This window comes from Pseudomonas sp. LF020 (genome assembly GCF_053456425.1).
The window spans coordinates 161,296-180,633 of the sequence record NZ_JBRFIX010000002.1 but is presented as its reverse complement, the minus strand read 5'-3'; the positions used below and the strand labels follow the sequence as shown (position 1 = coordinate 180,633).

Sequence of the window (19,338 nt, the reverse complement as noted above, 5' to 3'; positions counted from 1 at the left end):
CCCCGGAGCTGCCGGGGATTGACCATTCACCGGGCTTTACCCGCCTGACAATTGCCCGGAGGAACCGGGCATTTGTGCGTTGCCGGCAGACAAGCCGATTTGTTCGATCTCCCGTCGCGACAATTCGATGAGCCTGGCATTTCGCGCGGCCGCCTGATCGAACAGCCTGCTCAGATACAGCGGATCGTCAGCACTCAACGCTTCGTCCTCGCCTTCCTCCATCAACTGCACTTCATCCATTTGCCTGAACGCTTCAGGCTGCTGCTCCTTGAGATAGTCCAGCCAGTAGTCGCGCTGGATCAGGTCCTCCAGAAATCTGTCGGAGCGTTCCGCGTTAACCACCTCGGCGCGCGCATTGACCAACTGCTGCGGGGTGACACCGGAGGCAAATTTCATGTTTTTCGGCTGCCCGGGCAATTCCAGTCCATCGTCCCAGCCCCCGGTCAGACCGATCCGGTAACCGAGACGGACCTCGGCTTCGTCGAAACCACTGCGCGCAGCCGCGGCTTTTGCCAGTTCATCGACCTTGTCCAGCCGGAACAGCTGCCGCGACAGGGACAACAAGGCCTCGCCGCGGATTCCCGGGCGGCCGGCCGGTAAATCGAGCAAGGCGTTGTAGGTGAAGACCTTGCTCTCCAGACCACTGAACGTAAGGATGCGCCCATCCACGCAAGTCCCGTGTGTGGCCGAGCCGGCGAAAATCACCTCGCGCAGCTCACTGTTGGCGGCCGCCGCTTCCATGACCATCCACACCCGTCGGGTCAGATCGGCGTTGGCCACCCGAAACTCCTGGGTGTCTTGCAATCGGTCAAGCAAATGGAAGAATGCCGCGCTATCCGGTTCCGCCGCGAGTTGATCCCAGAGTATGTCTCGCGCAGACGCCTGCTCCGCCGGCAGATTCGCCAGCCACGGCGCCTTCTGTTGCGCATGGGCCTGTTCGCCCGGGAGGGTTTCGTCGGACTCGATACTGTCAGTGGTTTCACTGAGCCCGCCGGCAACGTCGTCAGCCATTTCCTCCAGATCGGATCGCGAGAAACCGAGCACTCGCTGACGCTGACCCGCAGCCTGATAGGTTCTGAGCCTGTCTAGAGAGTCCTCCGACAGGTTGTAGTTGTCAGTCAGGTCGGTGCCGTCCATCAGCTCATCGTGCTGACCGTCCAACGCCTCTTCGGGGACGGCGGTGATGTCGTTGCGACTCAGGTTCAGTGTCCGCAGGTGTTGCGCATCCAACGCCCCAGCCGGCCACTCGGCGAGGTTATTGTTGCGCAGATCCAGACTTCGCAAATGTTCGAAATAGCTGACGTCGAACGCCTCGAGGTGGTTGTAGCTCAGGTCCAGGGTCTGCAGATGCTCCAGGCCGGACAGCGCATCATACAGATGCTCGCTGTCACTGAAGTTGTTGCTGGAAAGTTCAAGCCGCTCAAGTTCCGGCATTTGCCGGACGCCATCAGGCAGCGCTGTGAGTTCATTGCCATTGAGGGTCAGATTACGCAGATGAGAGAAAGATTTGAGAAACCCGTTACTGCCCTCGGCCGTCACTCGTGTGCCTGTCAGGTTCAAGCTGCCGACATGCCCGAAGTCCTCGGGCACTGGCGGTAAATCGCCCAATTGCAGACCGTTGAGATCGAGAACCGCATCAACCCCGGGAACCGATAACCTTGCGCGCCAGCAGGTGAGGATGCGCCACGCCGCCAGGCTGCGCGATTGCGAGGAGATGACCCAGTCGACACCACGGGTTTCCCGGGTATACAGCCAGCCATTGAGGCGGCGGACGAGGGTTTCAAACGTCTGGCTCCAGCCCGTGATCCGCTCGCCGATCTGCACATCGGTCGCACCCTCGTTACGCAGCGCCTCGATCATCTGCATGGCGTGTTCGTCGGTAAAGGCCGGTTGCAACCGCTGCAGGTTCTGGCGCATGCATGTCAGCCCGGAACTGACCGGTGCCGGCGTCAGCGGCAGCAACTGGCGGGCCACAGACACACCGTTCTCCACCGGCGGAAAAGTCGCCGGTACCGGTTGCCGGGCAAACGCATCCAGCGCGCCCTCAGGCAGGCCGATGGTGTGCTCGAGCCGCCGTTGCGCCACACGCAGGTCGGCCGACGCTGCGGCGGTCAGAGGGGCACCGCTCAGGTTGGAATTGAGCAGTGCGGTGCTCTCGAGCACGGCAGGCGGCAGCGTGCCGATACGGGTGTCGCGCAGATCCAGCCACGACAGTTGTGGCAGACTTTCGGCCCCTGCCGGCCACTGCTGCAAGTGTGTTCCGTGCAGGTCGAGAGCCTTCAATCGCTGCAGGCTGTCGACGTTCAGTTCGCTTAACGGATTGTTGCGCAGATTCAGCTGTTCGAGCGCCGGCAATGCGCTCAATCCGCTCTGCAGGCGTGAAGTATCGGTCAACAGATTGTCGGCGAGGTCGAGGTGGACCAGGCGCGAAAGCCCCTGCGACTCGATCGGCCATTCGTGCAAGGCATTGTCACTCAGATCAAGGGTGCGCACTTCGCTGAATGCGCTGACAAAACCGCGCACCTGCGCGGCGGCAACGCGCTGGCCGCTGAGCAGCAGCGTGCGCACATGCGCAAACGCGTCAGCGGGCAATACCGGCAGTTCGCTGAGCATCAACCCCGACAAATCCACGGTCGAAGCGCTGAGCGTCGCGCCATAGCGCTTGAACATGCCCTTGCGCCAACTGGTTTTGAGGACTTGGGCCAGGTTTGATCGCGCGATGAGTTCGCGCAGCGATTCTGCCGACACCACCACGCGCTGCTGCCACTGATTGAGTTCACTCGCCAGCGCAGCGAATTGATCACTCAAGGCATTGATCGCGGTGAAACGCTGCTGCTCATCCGGCCATTGCTCGAAGAAACGATTGAACACCCCCTCCGGCGATTGATTCACGCCCTCGCCCAGGCGCCGCAATTCACCACGGCAATAATCCCTGACCATCGTCTCTCGATCGATCAGGTGTTCTGGATGGGTCTTGACGTATTCGTACACACCCGCGAAATTTTCCCGGGAGAATCTTGACCAGTCCAGCGACAGCCCCGGCCAGAGTTTTCCATGCCCCTGCAACAATGTCGGCGGCACGCTGCTGATCCCCGTGTCTCTGAGATTCAGACGCTCCAGGGCTGGTAATTCCAGGACACCCGCAGGCCAGTCGAACAATGAATAGGCGACGATGTCGAGCGTGCGCAGGTTACGCATGCCGCTGACGTCGAAGGCCAGTGGCTGATAGCTCGACGTGCTGACACTCAATGCTTCAAGGCGGGTCAACTGAGCCAGCCGTGCAGGCATGTCGGCGGCATAGGGCATTGCACAGTAGAGCGTCAGGTCAGTGAACTCCGGCAGGTTCTGCAACACCGCCGGCACGTTGGTGAACGTTTCTGCGGTGGCGTTGATGCGCAGCGCCCTGAGCCCGGGGAAACTGCCCAACAACTCATCGACGTTGGCATCGGTGATGCATCGCCCCCGGATTCGCAGATCGCGCACATGCGAGAAATCCGCCGTCAGTACCGGCAACGGGTCGTCGCACGTCAGATCGAGGCGTGCGGCGGTGGCCTGGCTATCAGCTAGCGGCGATTTGCGCCAGCTCTGCTTGAGGCTGCGCACCACGCTGGATCGGCCGCCGATCATCGATTGCAGCGTCGGCTCCGGGGCTGGCACACCTTCCCATTGCGCCAGCGTCGATTCGAGCGCCTGCCATTCACGCAGGCGCCTTTGCAACAGCTCGTAAATCTGCGCGTCAGTCCGCCCGGCAGCCAACTGTTTGAGGATGAACCCGCCCGCCTGCTGATCCGTCAGCGCCGGATACACGTCCTGCACGCGCGTCACCAGCAGCGGGTTGACGCCTTCGCCGCGACCGCTGGCGTAATAACCCAGCCCGTGCTGGCGTACCCGCACTGGCGCCTTGAAGCGCTTCTTGTGGCCCTGGCGTTTGCTCGCCAGACGAGCCATTTCGCTACGGTGGCGGGCCACATACCGGATCAGCGCCCGACGCAGTCCGGCGCTGCGCGTAACCTGGGCGAACCCCAGGGCCTGTCGCGACTGGTCGGGCAACGCGTGGAGGATTGAGGCGAGGAAGTTGTCGCCGTGACGCGGAACACTGTTGAGCTCTTCGCCGCGCTCGTTGTACGCCTGATAGACCGGCCCGCGCTTGACCAGGTACTTGGTCTGGACGGCACTTTCGCTGCCGATACTGTCGATCAACGGCCCGTCGAAACTGCCTTCGCGCACCTCCAGACGCACCTCGTCCGACCAGCCCGGCAGCCGTTCCAGGGCGCGCAAGGCCAGCCATTGGCTTTCGCTGCCGCCCGGATTCTCCCTGTGCAGGCCAGCGACCGCGTGGTTGAAGCGGCGCTGCCGGGCATATTCACGGGAGAGCTCCAGCAGCCGCAACGGAACCCGCTCAGCGTTTTGCAGGCGTGCCAATTCCTCGGCATTCGCCTCCAGCAGCACACGGATAGCCGCCGAGCTGCCCAACCCCGGTGTGGCGTCTTGTAGCCTGGCGATTCGCGGGTCGTTCAACGCGAGTTCGTCATAGAGCCTGTCGAACATTGCGGGTTGCCGGGTGCGCAGGTAATCGGCGATCTGTTTGCGCAGTTCCAAAGGCCGGGATTCGACGACACGCGCCGGCTCGGCACCCAGCAGCCAACGTGTTTGCGACTCATCCAGCGCTGCCAGAATACGCTCAGGCAATTGGCCGTCGAGCACTTCGGCGCGGGTCACCTGGATCGGCGTGTGCACCTGGCCCTCGATAGAGCCTGATTCCGCGCCGAACAGCCGGCTGGGGCCGGACAACTGCGCTGCGTCGAAGATTTGCAGGATCTGCCCGCTCGGCCAGCGCGGCATTTGCGTGAGCATTGGCAGCGTCAGCAGATACGAATCGTCCAGGGCAGTTCCTCGTTCGACCTGATCGATCAGCCGCCCGACCTGCTGATCCGCCTCATACAGACGCAGGGTGTCGGCCAGGGCCAGTGGCGCCGGCTGATGATCGAGGTGCATCTGACGCAGGGCATCATCACCGACCCCACTGACATCGGCGATTTCGAGCAGTTGCGCATCCGAAAACGCCTCAGTCGAGTGACCGATGCGCCGCAGCAGGGTCAGTCGATCCCAGCTCAGCGGTCGCTCCAGGTTGTGGCGCCAGGCGCCCAGTCGGTAGTGCTCAAGGATCGGTTGATACGCCGCAGGATCATGCGGGTGGCGGATGCGCCAGCTTTTCAAGGGCTCGTCGTAGTGCGTCTGGTAGACCTTGCCCTGCTGGCGAATGAAGGTCTTGCCGTCGAATCGATACACGCCCTGCGCATCGGGCACGGCAGTCGCAGGCAGGACACTATCGCTGACGTAGGCATCGAGATCAGGTTTCCACAGGCGAACCGAGCCGTCGGGCCGTTCGACCGGGTGCAGATGCTCGATCACCGGCTCGGCGGAGGCCGCACGCAGTCGCCCTGCGCCCTTGCCGACTGCGCCCATCACGCCAATCAGCGCGAGGTTCTGCGCCACATCGACCAGATGCGCCTTGGCAGCCTGGCGATCGCCTTCCGACCATTCGATGGCGCCTTCGAACGACTCATAGAGCAGCTGCCCGGCCATCACGGTCATCATGATTTCGCCCAGGACCGGGACAAACATCGACACCATGTTCAACGCCAGCATGCCGAACTCGAGCAGATGACTGAGCTTTTCTGCCCGTACCCTGGCATCGACGTCCGCCGTGGGGACGGCGTGGGCGCGCGCGTCGGCGATGAATTTGGCCTGGTGCTCTTCGTAGAGGTATTGCCACAGATCCGTGTTGTCGGCCCAGATTCCGGCAACGCCTTTGCGCGTGATGCCAAACGGGTCGAGATACGGGTCAGGCTGCGGCTCGCGCTTGCCGGGGGCTTCAGGTGGCAGCTCCTTGATACGCGCGATGGTGGACAGTGGCGGCATCAGCTGTGCGACCTTGACCCAGATCGAATGCAACGGGTCACTCGGGGAATCTGCTGCCTTTTGGGTGAACTGACTGAAATAGTAAGGACGGTCGGCATAAGCGACGAACTGACTGAAAAACTGCTGGTAAGCGGTCGGTCCTGGCCCGGTAGCTGCAGGGTCGGTGGCCGTGAACTTGCGTTTGAACACCTCACGCATCTGCGCACTGCTGTAACGCTTGAGCGGGTGTTGCGGGTCATGGGGGATGTAGACGATGAACTCGTTGGTATAGCGGTAGCGCTCGCTGATGCTGAACACCACGCAACCGGTCATCCGCCGCTTCATCAGGCTCAGATCACGAAACCAGACAGCCTTGCCGCCGAGCTGCGGATGGATCTGGCCGTCCACCACCGACAAAATCATCTGGTAGTCGGCGGGCTCGATGTCCTTTTTCAGTAGCGCCCATTCAGCGGCGGCACGCAGCGCGGTTTTCTGGCTGGTAATGAATTGTTGGCGCAAGGCGTCGGTTTTTTCGAAAAACCCTTTGATCCGTGCCTGATAACGGGCACCGACGTCCAGCGAACGACACAGGGTCAGAAACTGACTGACCGTGATGCCGATTTCTGCTGCCTGAAACTCGCCTGGGGTCGCTGTCTCGACCACGAAACCGGACTTGGGGTGATAGGCACCCGCTTCGCATTCCGCGGCCTCGAAGTTGTGCAACACCGCTTGCAGCAAGGGCAGCTTCAGCACTTCGAACGTGGAAACCTCCACCTCCAGCACCCCGAGTTCGAGGGGCCGTCTGAGACACAGCAAGGTCTTGCCGAGATCGACCGTGACGTTGAACTGATCCTTGAGTGCCTTGCCGAGCAGCGCCTGGGCAAATGCATCGACGCTTTCAAGGCCGGCCATGGTCTTGTCGAGTCGGGTCTGGGCGACAAAGGCCGCCGTGACCCAGTCTTTCAAGGCTTGCTGCTGATCATTCGGGAATTCGTGATAACCGTGCGCTGGCCGGCTATTGACTGCTTTCATCGCGGCTCGCCGGGCGGGCGTGGCGGCAATCAGCCAATCGGGGATCATCTGCTCAAGCAGCTTGCCGTGAAGGCTGGCGCTGACCGGTGCGCGGGGCAATGTCGGGGGATGAGTGGACATCCTGTCTCTCCTGAAAAATGGGAGGACAGGACACCATGTCCGCCGCAGTGACCTGCGGTACATAGTTATCGTTTTGGCGTGGACGTGTTACCGGACAATTCAGCAACCCGCGTGCGACCACGGCACAACCCGCTGGATTGGCTATGCTGTCGGGACAGCCTTTCGGACGGGGGATTTATGGACGATCCAGTCGACAACAAGCCACCGAGCTTCTGGCAGATGCTGCACAGCGTGATGGCTGCGGCATTCGGCGTGCAAAGCGGGAAAAACCGGGCAAGGGATTTCACCCATGGCAAGCCCAGCCATTTCGTGATCCTGGGGATCGGCTTCACTGCGGTATTCGCCCTGACGCTGTTTGTCATCGTCAAACTGGTGCTGCATTTCGCCGGGGTCTGACGGCACTCAGTGCATCAGGATCTGCAGGCCGAACGGATAGCGATAGGACGTGGGGCGGCCCTTGGCTGACAGTTTGCGAAAACTCACGCCGTAATCCGGCGAGGCGCCCATGGCCAGCATTTGCTGGGCTTGATGCTTGTCGATCAGTTGCAGCAGCGACAATTGCCGGTCACGTCCGCCATACCGATCCAGATCGACGCCCTGATCGTAATCGTGCAACTCCACCAGCGCCCAGCCGCCGAGGGTGAAGTGACCGCCCACCAGCGCGCTCAGGCGTCCAACGACCACCGCCTGCAACGCCTCGGGTGAGGTGTTGACCGCGCTGAACAGCACATCCTTGCCGGGGATCTTGCCGGCTTCGGCAAACCCACGCATCGCACCGAAAGCCATTTCATCATTGGCCGCCCACACCAGCGACACCTTCGGATAACGGCCGACCAGTTGCCGCGCCTGCTCGTAGGCACGCTGCCGCGTCCAGCCGCTGTACACCAGTTGCCGCAGTCGCACTTGTGGATGTTCGGCGAGGGCGCGCTGCATGCCCTGCTCGCGCAACTGCGCTGACGGGGTGATCTTCAGACCGGAAAACGCCAGTACTTCAATCTGCTCGCCCCGCGCCACCGGAGGATGCAGGCGAATCAGCTCCTTCATCATCAGGTAGCCGCCCTCCTCGTCATTCGGCACCAGGCTGCCGATGCGATCGGCACGCTCGCCGACCAGCGCCTCCTGATCAGCGGTAAGCACCGCATTGACCATGAACAGCTTGACCCCGCTGCCTTGCGCCAGACGCAGGATCTGCGGCGCCACGTACTGCTCGTTGACGAACACCAGATAGTCGGGACGATTCGGCCCCTGCAAGGCAACTCTGGCCTGAGCCAGGGTGAGTTCCGGCTGGCGCTGGGAATAGAGAATCTGCAAGTCGACGCCCAAGTCGCGGGCCGCCGCCTGCATGAATTGCGAATAGCTGACCCAGAAGGCTTCCTGCGTCGATCCCGGATTGAGGAACAGCACCGACTCGGCCCGGGCCGCAGAACCGAAAACCGCACCGAACAGCAGGAGGCTGAGGTGGAAAAACTTCAACATGAATGATCCGGGCCCAGGGAAAAATGGCCGCGCATTATAGCCCTCTAATCAGCGGCTATTGACGCGTGATCCCGTTTTTGTCCGACAATCGTCGGAAGCAGGCCCGAATCGGTCGTTTACTGATGACTGACCCAGAATACTGCTGTCCCAACGACCAGAATGATCAGGAACAGAATGGCCCACGCATCGACACTGCTATCGCTCTTTCTTGCCTTGGTCGGATTGCTCATTGCATCGCCTCTTGTCGGTTTTATCGGTGATTGCAGAAAGACTCGATCACAGTTAAGACGATGATTGTCCCCGCGACAAATGTGGGTTAATCAACAACCATTCTCGTTAGGCGATTTGGTTCTTTACATATACTCAAACATCACTTTTGCGCATAACTGCAAACGGGTATATTGCCCCGGCTCCGTTAGGGAGTGCGCGGCCGTGCGCGCGTAATTGCCGAGGCACCATCGGACTCCAGCAAGCGAAAACGCAGCGTTTTCCGAGTAGCCCAAAGCCTGAGAACAGGACTTATATGTACGTATACGACGAGTACGATCAGCGGATCATCGAGGACCGCGTCAAGCAGTTCCGTGATCAGACCCGACGCTATCTGGCAGGTGAGCTGAGCGAAGAAGAATTCCGCCCCCTGCGCCTGCAAAATGGCCTCTACATCCAGCGTTTTGCGCCGATGTTGCGCGTGGCGGTGCCGTACGGCCAGCTGACTTCGCGTCAGGTGCGCATGATGGCCAAGATTGCCCGCGACTACGACAAGGGCTACGCCCACATCAGTACCCGGCAAAACGTGCAGTTCAACTGGCCGGCGGTGGAAGACATCCCGGACATCCTCGCGGAACTGGCCACCGTGCAGATGCACGCGATCCAGACCAGCGGCAACTGCCTGCGCAACGTCACCACCGACCAGTTCGCCGGTGTCGCCGCCGATGAACTGATCGACCCGCGCCCGTGGTGTGAAATCGTCCGTCAATGGACTACATTCCACCCGGAATTCGCCTACCTGCCGCGCAAGTTCAAGATCGCCGTCAACGGTTCGACCGCTGACCGTGCGGCCATCGAAGTTCACGACATCGGCCTGGAGCCGGTACACAACGCCGCCGGCGAGCTGGGCTTCCGTGTCCTGGTCGGCGGTGGCCTGGGCCGTACCCCGGTGGTCGGCGCCTTCATCAACGAATTCCTGCCGTGGCAGGACCTGTTGAGCTACCTCGACGCCATCCTGCGGGTGTACAACCGCTATGGCCGTCGCGACAACAAATACAAGGCGCGGATCAAGATCCTCGTCAAGGCGCTGACCCCTGAAGTGTTCGCGCAGAAAGTCGATGCCGAAATGGAACACTTGCGCGGCGGCCAGACCACACTGACCGAAGCCGAACTGCATCGCGTCGCCAAACACTTCGTCGATCCGGACTACAAGGCGCTGGAGAACCAGACTGCCGCCCTGGCCGAACTCGACAAGGAGCATCCGGGTTTCGCCCGCTGGCGTTCGCGCAACACCCTGGCGCACAAGAAACCGGGTTATGTCGCCGTGACCCTGTCGCTGAAACCGACCGGCGTGGCGCCGGGCGACATCACCGACAAGCAGCTCGATGCCGTCGCCGATCTGGCCGAACGCTACAGCTTCGGTCAACTGCGCACTTCCCACGAGCAGAACATCATTCTCGCCGACGTCGAGCAGAGCCAGTTGTTCACCCTGTGGGGCGAGTTGCGTGAAGGTGGTTTCGCCACGCCGAACATCGGCCTGCTGACCGACATCATCTGCTGCCCGGGCGGTGATTTCTGCTCGCTGGCCAACGCCAAGTCGATCCCGATCGCCGAATCGATCCAGCGCCGTTTCGACGACCTGGACTATCTGTTCGACATTGGTGAGCTGGACCTGAACATCTCCGGTTGCATGAACGCCTGCGGTCACCACCACGTCGGCCACATCGGCATCCTCGGGGTGGACAAAAAAGGTGAAGAATTCTATCAGGTGTCCCTCGGCGGCAGCGCAAGCCGTGACGCAAGCCTGGGCAAGATCCTCGGCCCGTCCTTCGCCCAGGACGACATGCCGGACGTGATCTCGAAGCTGATCGACGTGTACGTTGAACAACGTACCGAAGACGAGCGCTTCATCGACACCTACCAGCGTATTGGCATCGACCTCTTCAAGGAACGCGTCTATGCAGCGAATCATTAAGAACAACGAAGTCGTCGACGAAACCTGGCACCTGCTGCCGAAAGATTTCAACATCGACGACATCAGCAATTGCGACGATCTGATCGTTCCATTGCAGCTGTGGCGTGAACACAGTCGCATGCTCAAGGCCCGCGACGGCGGCCTGGGCGTGTGGCTGGACGCCGACGAAGAAGCCGAAGAAATCGGTGACGACGTGGATCAGTTCCAAGTCATCGCGCTGAATTTCCCGGCCTTCACCGACGGCCGCAACTACTCCAACGCCCGCCTGCTGCGCGACCGTTACGGGTTCAAAGGCGAACTGCGGGCGATTGGCGATGTGCTGCGCGATCAGCTGTTCTACATGCACCGCTGCGGTTTCGACGCGTTTGCCGTTCGTGCGGACAAAGATCCGTACGAAGCGCTGGAAGGCCTGAAAGATTTTTCCGTGACCTATCAGGCCGCCACCGACGAACCGCTGCCGCTGTTCCGTCGCCGCTAAGCTTCAAAGTTATGCGCACAAAAAAACGCCGGTCATTGACCGGCGTTTTCTGTGGCTGACTGTTTACCAGAAGCGCTGTTGTGTCAGGCGACTCCACCAGCTCAGCAGCACGCGATCCACCGAACCGCTGGCGGCCATGCCGATGCGCTCCTGCAGGCTTTTGCGCTCGGCGTAATGCAGGTGGTAGACCTCGGCTTTCTTCGCCCGGTCTGCCAGGTATTCGTCGCTGGTCTTGAGTTCGTCGACCAGTTGCTTGTCCAGCGCCGCAACACCAAGCCAGACCTCACCGGTGGCCACTTCGTCGATGGCCAGTTGCGGGCGATAGCGCGAAACGAAGTTCTTGAACAACTGATGGGTGATGTCCAGGTCTTCCTGGAACTTCTCCCGGCCCTTTTCGGTGTTTTCGCCAAACACGGTCAGGGTGCGTTTGTACTCACCGGCGGTCAGCACTTCAAAATCGATGTCGTGCTTTTTCAGCAGGCGATTGACGTTGGGCAACTGCGCCACCACGCCGATCGAGCCGAGAATTGCAAACGGCGCGCTGATGATCTTCTCGCCGATGCACGCCATCATGTAGCCGCCGCTGGCCGCGACCTTGTCGATGCACACGGTCAATGGCACGCCGGCCTCACGGATTCGCGCCAGTTGCGAGGACGCCAGACCATAGCTGTGAACCATGCCGCCGCCGCTTTCCAGACGCAGTACCACTTCGTCCTTGGGCGTGGCGAGGGTCAGCAGCGCGGTGATTTCGTGGCGCAGGCTCTCGGTGGCCGAGGCCTTGATGTCGCCGTCGAAATCGAGCACGAACACCCGCGATTTGCTCTCGGATTTGTTCTTCTGCTTCTTCTCGGACTTTTCCGACTTGGCCTGGCCCTTGCGCAGGGCCTTGAGCTGATCCTTGTCGAGCAGGGTCTGCTCCAGGCGCTCACGCAGCCCTTTATAGAAATCGTTGAGCCTGCTGACCTGCAACTGCCCTGCCGACTTGCGCCGGCCCTTGCTGCGCAATGCAGCAAAACTGGCGAGCACCACCAGGATGGCGACCACCAGCGTTACGGTCTTGGCCAGGAAACTGGCGTATTCGGTGAAAAACTCCACAGAGACTCCTTAAAACAATGCGCGGATGCAAAACACGCGCGGGATGGTTCCAGCATACCCATGCGCCGCCTCGTCGGCCAGCCGTGAAACCTCTGGCAACAGGCCTGTAACGGGCATTTCAAACAAGCGTATGTTTTTTCATTGACAGCACTCCGTCATCCTCATAACCTCGCCAAACCTTCAACGTACCGGGATGACGCGGACGTGGGCAGCATCTATCTGATTCGACATGGCCAGGCCTCCTTTGGTGCAGACGACTATGACGTCCTGTCGCCCATCGGTGTGCGCCAGGCAGAAATCCTCGGCCAGCACCTCGCTGATCTGGGGATCAGCTTCGATCGCTGTCTGGCCGGCGACCTGCGCCGTCAGCAACACACGGCCACCAGCGCTCTTGAGCAATTCAGTGCCAAGGGCCTGGCGGTACCGACGCTGGAAACCGACTCCGCATTCAACGAATTCAATGCCGACGCGGTGATTCGCGCCCTGATCCCCGCCATGATCGAGGACGAGCCTGAAGCCATCGACATCCTGCGCAACGCCGCGCAGAACCGCAGCGAATTCCAGCGCATCTTCGCCCTGGTCATCGAGCGCTGGCTGGCGGGTACCTACGACACCCCCGGGCTGGAGAGCTGGCTGGGTTTCGTCGAGCGGGTCCAGGGCGGATTGCAGCGGATCCTCGAACAGGCCGACGGCAACCAGAAAATCGCCGTGTTCACCTCCGGCGGCACCATCACCGCCCTGCTCCACCTGATTACCCGAATGCCTGCCAAACAGGCCTTTGAACTGAATTGGCAAATCGTCAACACCTCGCTCAACCAGCTGAAGTTCCGCGGTCGCGAGGTGGCTTTGGCTTCCTTCAACAGTCACGCACACCTGCAACTGCTGAAGGCTCCGGAACTCATCACTTTCCGCTGAGTCCGGATAACTGTGACCCGTGCTGTAATCAACCAGCGCTTATTACCCAAGAAAGGATCGAACCATGACCTCCGTAGCTGATGCCGTAAAAGCGATGCAAGCCAAGTTCAACCCAGCCGCTGCTGCCGGTCTGGATCTGGTCTTCGGTTTCAACATCACCGACGAAGACAAGCACTACGCGCTGATCGTCAAAGACGGTACTTGCGACATCCAGGAAGGTGAAAACCCGGACGCCAACTGCACCCTGGTACTCGACAGTGCAACCCTGAAAGACATCGTCAGCGGTGAAACCGACGGCATGCAAGCGTTCATGGGCGGCAAGCTGCGCGTTGAAGGCGACATGATGCTGTCGATGAAACTGTCCGAGCTGTTCCCGTCGTAAGACCTGCGACCGGCTTAAAGAAAATCCCGCCCCTGTGGCGGGATTTTTGCGTCTGGCCCCTGTAGGAGCTGCGGCACGCTGCGATCTTTTGATCTTGCCTTTAAAAGATCGCAGCCTCGTTTCACTCGACAGCTCCTACAGGATTTGCGCCAGCCTCGCCTCCACATTGGATGCCGCCAGCAACTCCTGCGTGTATGGATGCTGCGCCGAGCTGAACAGCTTGCCGGTCTCTCCGCGCTCCAGTACTTCACCCTCCTTCATCACAATCAAGTCATGAGCCAACGCCCGCACCACCGCCAGATCATGACTGATGAACAGGTAAGTCAGCCCGTGCTCTTCCTGCAGTCGCCGCAATAAAGCAACGATCTGTTTTTGCACCGTGCGATCCAGCGCCGATGTCGGCTCATCCAGCAAGATCAGCTCCGGCTTGAGCACCAGCGCCCGGGCGATGGCAATCCGTTGCCGCTGGCCACCGGAAAATTCGTGGGGGTAGCGATGCCGAGTCGCCGGATCGAGACCGACCTCGCGCAGCACATCAATCACCGCCTGTTCACGCTCGGCAGCATTCAGATCGCTGTGCACCTGCAAGCCCTCGGCAATGATCTGCTCCACACACAGGCGTGGGCTGAGGCTGCCGAACGGATCCTGAAACACCACTTGCAGGCGTTTGCGCAGTGGCCGCAGCTGCTTGCCGCTCAGTTGCTCCAACGCCTCACCGGCAAAGCGAATGCTGCCCTCGGCGTCGATCAGGCGCAAAATCGCCTGGCCCAACGTCGACTTGCCCGAGCCCGACTCGCCGACAATCCCCAGTGTCTTGCCGCGCTGCAAATTCAGATCGATGCCCTTGACCGCCGCAAGGTACGTTTTCGGCCGCAGCCAACCGCCGCCGAGACGAAAACGCACATTCAGATCGCGCACCTGCAACAAGTCTTGCGCATCGTCCCGGCACAGCGCTTCGCCCCCCGGCTCGGCGTTGAGCAATTCGATGCTGTAGGGATGCTGCGGCGCACGGAACAGTTGCTCGCACGACGCCTGCTCGACGATCCGCCCACCGCGCATCACCGCCACCCGCTGCGCAATGGTGCGCACCAGATTCAGGTCATGGCTGATGATCAGCAGCGCCATGCCCAGGCGCTGTTGCAGCTCTTTAAGCAGCAACAGAATCCTGCGCTGCACCGTCACATCCAGTGCGGTGGTCGGCTCGTCGGCAATGAGCAATTGCGGCTCGCAGGCCAGCGCCATGGCGATCATCACCCGCTGGCGCTGGCCGCCGGAGAGCTGATGCGGATAGGCCTTGAGCCGTTCGCGCGGCTTCTGAATGCCGACCAGCTCCAGCAGCTCAAGAATGCGCTCACGGGCTTGCGCGCCGGCCAGACCTTTGTGCAGCGCCAGGCTCTCACCGAGTTGCCGTTCGATGGTGTGCAGCGGATTCAGCGAGCTCATCGGCTCCTGAAAAATCATCGCGATACGGTTGCCCCGTAACTGGCGCAGATAGCGCTCGTGCACGCCGAGCAGCTCTTCCCCGCCATAACGAATGCTGCCGTCGATCCGCGTGATATTCGGGTCGAGCAATTGCAGGATGCTGTGGGCGGTCACCGATTTGCCCGAGCCAGACTCGCCGACCAACGCCAGGCACTCGCCCGGACGAATATCGAGGTCGATGCCATGCACCACTGACTGGCCGTTGAAGGCCACACGCAGGTCGCGTATTTCGATCAGGTTATCGCTCATCTCAAGCCCTCGGATCATAAGCATCTCGGCAGGCCTCACCGATGAACACCAACAGAGAAAGAATCAGCGCCAGGGCAAAAAACGCCGTCAGCCCCAACCACGGCGCTTGCAGATTGCTCTTGCCCTGGCCGATCAGCTCGCCCAGCGAAGCGCTGCCGGCGGGCATGCCGAAACCGAGAAAATCCAGCGCCGACAAAGTCGCAATCGCCCCGGTGAGAATGAACGGCAGATACGTCAGGGTCGCGCTCATCGCATTGGGCAGGATGTGCCGGCTGATCACCTGCCCATCACCAACTCCGAGCGCCCGCGCCGCTTTCACGTATTCCAGGCCACGGCTGCGCAGAAACTCGGCGCGCACCACATCCACCAGACTCAGCCAGGAAAACAGCGCCATGATCCCCAGCAGCCACCAGAAATTCGGCTCGACGAACCCGGACAGAATGATCAGCAGATACAACACCGGCAGCCCCGACCACACCTCCAGCAGCCGCTGCCCGAGCAGATCGATCCAGCCACCGTAATAGCCTTGCAAGGCACCGGCAGCGATGCCGATCAGCGCACTGGCGGCGGTCAGCGCCAAGGCAAACAGCAGCGACACCCGCGTACCGAAGATCACCCGCGCCAGCACATCCCGCGCCTGATCGTCGGTGCCCAGCCAGTTCTCAGCGCTCGGTGGACTCGGTGCCGGCTCGGTCAGGTCGTAATTCACCGTGTCGAAACCGAACGGGATCGGCGCAAACCAAAGGCGCCCGCCCTGCCCCTCGATCAACTGCCGCACCTGCGCGCTGCGATAGTCCGGCTGAAACGGCAGCTCACCGCCGAAATCCTGCTCGGTGTAGCGCTTGAACGCCGGGAAATACCACTGACCCTGATACTCGACCAGCAGCGGTTTGTCATTGGCGATCAATTCGCCGCCCAGGCTCAGGCCGAACAACAGCAGAAACAGCCACAACGACCACCAGCCACGCCGATGTGCCTTGAACCGCGCCCAACGGCGCTGTCCGATGGGAGATAAGGTCAGCATCAGGCGGTCCTCGCGGTGAAGTCGATGCGCGGGTCGACCAGCGTGTAGCACAAGTCGCCGAGGAGTTTTATCAGCAGGCCGAACAGGGTGAAGATGAACAGCGAACCGAACACCACCGGGTAATCCCGTGACACCGCTGCTTCATAGCTGAGTCGGCCGAGACCATCGAGGGAGAAGATCACTTCGATCAACAGCGAGCCGCCGAAGAACACCGTCACCAGTGCCTGAGGTAATCCGGCGACCACCAGCAGCATCGCGTTGCGGAACACGTGGCCGTATAAAACCTGACGCTGGCTGAGGCCCTTGGCTCGTGCCGTCACCACGTACAGGCGCGAGATCTCGTTGAGAAAGCTGTTCTTGGTGAGGATCGTCAACGTGGCGAATCCGCCGATGACCAGCGCGGTGACCGGCAACACCAAGTGCCAGAAGTAATCGGCCACTTTGCCCCACGGCGACAGCTCGGCGAAGTTGTCCGAGACCAGCCCGCGCACCGGAAACCAGTCCAGCGCGCTGCCGCCGGCAAACACGATGATCAGCAGCAGCGCGAACAGAAACCCCGGCATCGCGTAGCCGATGATGATCGCCACGCTGCTCCAGACATCGAACGCCGAACCGTTGTGCACCGCTTTGCGGATGCCCAGCGGAATCGAAACCAGATAGGTGATCAACGTCGCCCACAAACCCAGCGACAAGGTCACCGGCAGCTTCTGCCAGATCAGTTCGGTGACGCTGGCGCCACGGAAAAAGCTCTGGCCGAAATCCAGTTGCGCGTAGCTTTTGAGCATCAGCCACAGGCGCTCACCGGCGGGTTTGTCGAAGCCGTACTGACGCTCGATATCGGCCACCAGTTTCGGGTCCAGGCCTCGGGTGGCGCGGGATTCACCGCCGACGGTTTCGACATGACCGCCGCCCACCGCCGCACCGACCCCGATGCCCTGCAAGCGCGCAATCGCCTGCTCGACCGGGCCACCCGGCGCGGCCTGCACGATGACGAAATTGACCAGCAGAATGGCGAGCAACGTCGGCACGATCAGCAGCAGACGCCGCAGACTATAACCCCACATGCGCATACTCCTTCTGCTGTTGCTGCATCTGCGCGGCGGTCAGCGCGGTGGGGCTGATTTCCCACCAGGTATCGAGCCCGGCGTCATACAGCGGCGCCGTCGCCGGTCGCCCGAAACGGTTCCACCACACCGTGGAAATCCCCGGTGGGTAATAGTTGGGAATCCAGTAATAGCCCCATTGCAGCACCCGATCCAAAGCGTGAGCATGGCGCAACAGACTTTCGCGGTTGTCGGCCTGCACCAGCCCTTCGAGCAAGGCGTCGACCGCAGGATCACGCAGCACCATGTAGTTGTTGGAGCCGGGATCGTCGGCGCCGTCGGAGCCGAAGTAATTGAACATCTCGCGCCCCGGCGCCTGACTCACCGGGTAGCCGACCACGATCATGTCGTAGTCGCGATTGCGCACGCGGTTGGTGTATTGCGCGGTGTCGACCTGACGAATATCGAAGCCGATGCCGATCTGCGCCAGGTTGCGCTTGAATGGCAGCAGCAGCCGTTCAAAGCCCTTCTGCCCGTTGAGAAAGGTGAACTGCAGCGGCTCGCCATTGGCGTTCACCAGTTGATCACCACGGGGTTTCCAGCCGGCGGCTTCCAGCAGTTTCAAGGCCTGCAACTGCTCGGCGCGGATATTGCCGCTGCCGTCGGTTTTCGGCGCTTCGAAGACCTCGGTGAACACCTCGTCGGGGATCTTGCCGCGCCACGGCTCGAGGATTTTCAGTTCCTCCGCGTCCGGCAACTCGGTGGCCGCCAATGCGCTGTGCGAGAAGTAACTGCGCTGACGCAGGTACATGCTGCGCATCATTTGCCGGTTGCTCCATTCGAAATCCCAGAGCATGGCGATTGCCTGCCGTACCCGGCGATCCTGAAACATGGGCTTCTGCAGGTTGAACACAAAGCCCTGCGAGCCCTGCGCGGCACCCGGTGCCAGATGTTCGCGAAGCAATTTACCCTGCTCCAGCGCCGCGCCGGCATAGCCGATGGTGTAACTGGTCGCGGAAAACTCGCGGTTGTAATCGAAGCCACCAGCCTTGAGCACTTGCCGGGAAACATCGGTGTCGGCGAAGAACTCCACGCTCAGGTGATCGAAGTTATAAAGACCACGAGTGATCGGCAGGTCCTTGGCCCACCAGTCGGCAACGCGCTGAAATTTCACGCTGCGCCCGGCATCCACCGCGCTGATGCGATACGGGCCGCTGCCCGGCGGGATCTCGAAACCGCCACCCTCGGCGAAGTTGCGTGTGCGCCACCAGTGTTCGGGCAGCACTGGCAGCGTCGCCAGATCCAGCGGCAAGGTGCGGCTGTCGTTGTTCTTGAAATTGAAGCGCACTTGCGTCGGCGACTCCACCACCACGTCGGCGACGTCACGAAACTGTTGGCGATATTTGAGGCTGCCCTGAGTGGTGAACAGTTCGAAGGTGTAACGCACGTCCTCGGCGGTGATCGGCGTGCCGTCTGCGAAGCGCGCCTTGGGATTGAGGTAGAAGCGCAGCCAGCGGCGATCCGCATCCAGTTCCATCTGCTGCGCCACCAGGCCGTAGACGCTATAGGGTTCGTCCTTGCTGCGATAGGCCAGCGGTGCATAGAGCCAGCCATCGATGTCGGCGACACCGGTGCCTTTGTCGATGTACGGAATCAGGTGATCGAACGGGCCGCTTTCCAGCGAGGAACGGCGTAGGGTGCCGCCTTTGGGAGCATTGGGGTTGGCGTAGGCCAGGTGCTGGAAGTCCGGGGCGTATTTGGGGGCTTCGCCGTAGACCGTGAGTGCGGGTTGTGGGGTCGCCCAAATGATTGGGCTTAGCAGCGCAAAAGCGCTGAACAGAATGAGCCTGGAGAGCATTGGCAGATCCTTTTTTGCACGGTGCTGCTATTGGCCTTATCGCTGGCAAGCCAGCTCCCACAGTGACTTGTGAACGCCACTAACCGTGTGGGAGCTGGCTT

Annotated in this window: 12 protein-coding genes; 5 read left to right on the top strand and 7 right to left on the bottom strand. The window is 61.1% G+C overall.

Going from position 1 to position 19,338, the window contains the following annotated elements; all coding sequences use genetic code 11:
• Positions 1-36: 36 nt before the first annotated feature.
• Positions 37-7,053: an NEL-type E3 ubiquitin ligase domain-containing protein gene (locus ACU680_RS04935; protein ID WP_448178808.1), complete on the bottom strand. Its 7,017-nt coding sequence runs from the start codon at positions 7,051-7,053 to the stop codon at positions 37-39.
• Positions 7,054-7,230: 177 nt separating this feature from the next.
• Between ACU680_RS04935 and ACU680_RS04930 the strand changes: the two genes are divergently transcribed.
• The gene (locus tag ACU680_RS04930; protein WP_007967863.1) at positions 7,231-7,449 is read left to right on the top strand and encodes a DUF2970 domain-containing protein; all 219 of its coding nucleotides are present in this window, start codon (positions 7,231-7,233) and stop codon (positions 7,447-7,449) included.
• A gap of 6 nt (positions 7,450-7,455) precedes the next feature.
• On the opposite strand, the gene ACU680_RS04925 is transcribed toward ACU680_RS04930, so the two are convergent.
• On the bottom strand, positions 7,456-8,529 hold the full coding sequence (locus tag ACU680_RS04925) for an ABC transporter substrate-binding protein (protein WP_448178807.1): 1,074 nt from the start codon (positions 8,527-8,529) through the stop codon (positions 7,456-7,458).
• A 523-nt stretch (positions 8,530-9,052) separates the two neighbouring features.
• Here ACU680_RS04925 and ACU680_RS04920 point away from each other — a divergent pair.
• On the top strand, positions 9,053-10,711 hold the full coding sequence (locus ACU680_RS04920) for a nitrite/sulfite reductase (protein ID WP_007967865.1): 1,659 nt from the start codon (positions 9,053-9,055) through the stop codon (positions 10,709-10,711).
• A complete protein-coding gene (locus ACU680_RS04915) occupies positions 10,695-11,189 on the top strand; it encodes a DUF934 domain-containing protein (RefSeq protein ID WP_007967866.1) in 495 nt (164 codons plus the stop codon). The genes ACU680_RS04920 and ACU680_RS04915 overlap by 17 nt, the downstream gene beginning before the upstream one ends.
• A 63-nt stretch (positions 11,190-11,252) precedes the next feature.
• Here ACU680_RS04915 and sohB read toward each other — a convergent pair whose 3' ends face one another.
• Entirely contained in the window at positions 11,253-12,284 is a 1,032-nt protein-coding gene (sohB, locus tag ACU680_RS04910) for a protease SohB (protein ID WP_400757948.1), read from the bottom strand.
• Between the two features lie 204 nt (positions 12,285-12,488).
• Between sohB and ACU680_RS04905 the strand changes: the two genes are divergently transcribed.
• Positions 12,489-13,199 (top strand): histidine phosphatase family protein, encoded by a 711-nt coding sequence (locus tag ACU680_RS04905; RefSeq protein WP_400757947.1) that lies wholly within the window; start codon positions 12,489-12,491, stop codon positions 13,197-13,199.
• A 64-nt stretch (positions 13,200-13,263) separates the two neighbouring features.
• Complete coding sequence (locus ACU680_RS04900; protein ID WP_027613701.1) at positions 13,264-13,581, top strand: SCP2 sterol-binding domain-containing protein; 318 nt, start codon at positions 13,264-13,266, stop codon at positions 13,579-13,581.
• Between the two features lie 135 nt (positions 13,582-13,716).
• Here ACU680_RS04900 and ACU680_RS04895 read toward each other — a convergent pair whose 3' ends face one another.
• Genes ACU680_RS04895 through ACU680_RS04880 form a run of 4 tightly spaced genes read right to left on the bottom strand, consistent with a single transcriptional unit; the run spans position 13,717 to position 19,237 of the window.
• Entirely contained in the window at positions 13,717-15,312 is a 1,596-nt protein-coding gene (locus ACU680_RS04895) for an ABC transporter ATP-binding protein (protein ID WP_448178806.1), read from the bottom strand.
• Position 15,313: 1 nt separating this feature from the next.
• Positions 15,314-16,336 (bottom strand): ABC transporter permease, encoded by a 1,023-nt coding sequence (locus ACU680_RS04890; RefSeq protein ID WP_448178805.1) that lies wholly within the window; start codon positions 16,334-16,336, stop codon positions 15,314-15,316.
• Positions 16,336-17,400, bottom strand: coding sequence for a microcin C ABC transporter permease YejB (locus ACU680_RS04885; RefSeq protein ID WP_448178804.1), 1,065 nt, complete (start codon positions 17,398-17,400; stop codon positions 16,336-16,338). The genes ACU680_RS04890 and ACU680_RS04885 overlap by 1 nt, the downstream gene beginning before the upstream one ends.
• On the bottom strand, positions 17,387-19,237 hold the full coding sequence (locus tag ACU680_RS04880; protein WP_448178803.1) for an extracellular solute-binding protein: 1,851 nt from the start codon (positions 19,235-19,237) through the stop codon (positions 17,387-17,389). The genes ACU680_RS04885 and ACU680_RS04880 overlap by 14 nt, the downstream gene beginning before the upstream one ends.
• Positions 19,238-19,338 lie beyond the last annotated feature (101 nt).

Coding starts and splice junctions, on each gene's coding strand:
- ACU680_RS04920 (WP_007967865.1), top strand. CDS start 9,053: ATGTACGTATACGACGAGTACGATCAGCGGATCATCGAGGACCGCGTC.
- ACU680_RS04890 (WP_448178805.1), bottom strand. CDS start 16,336: ATGCTGACCTTATCTCCCATCGGACAGCGCCGTTGGGCGCGGTTCAAG.
- ACU680_RS04895 (WP_448178806.1), bottom strand. CDS start 15,312: ATGAGCGATAACCTGATCGAAATACGCGACCTGCGTGTGGCCTTCAAC.
- ACU680_RS04935 (WP_448178808.1), bottom strand. CDS start 7,053: ATGTCCACTCATCCCCCGACATTGCCCCGCGCACCGGTCAGCGCCAGC.
- ACU680_RS04900 (WP_027613701.1), top strand. CDS start 13,264: ATGACCTCCGTAGCTGATGCCGTAAAAGCGATGCAAGCCAAGTTCAAC.
- ACU680_RS04880 (WP_448178803.1), bottom strand. CDS start 19,237: ATGCTCTCCAGGCTCATTCTGTTCAGCGCTTTTGCGCTGCTAAGCCCA.
- ACU680_RS04885 (WP_448178804.1), bottom strand. CDS start 17,400: ATGTGGGGTTATAGTCTGCGGCGTCTGCTGCTGATCGTGCCGACGTTG.
- ACU680_RS04925 (WP_448178807.1), bottom strand. CDS start 8,529: ATGTTGAAGTTTTTCCACCTCAGCCTCCTGCTGTTCGGTGCGGTTTTC.
- ACU680_RS04915 (WP_007967866.1), top strand. CDS start 10,695: ATGCAGCGAATCATTAAGAACAACGAAGTCGTCGACGAAACCTGGCAC.
- ACU680_RS04930 (WP_007967863.1), top strand. CDS start 7,231: ATGGACGATCCAGTCGACAACAAGCCACCGAGCTTCTGGCAGATGCTG.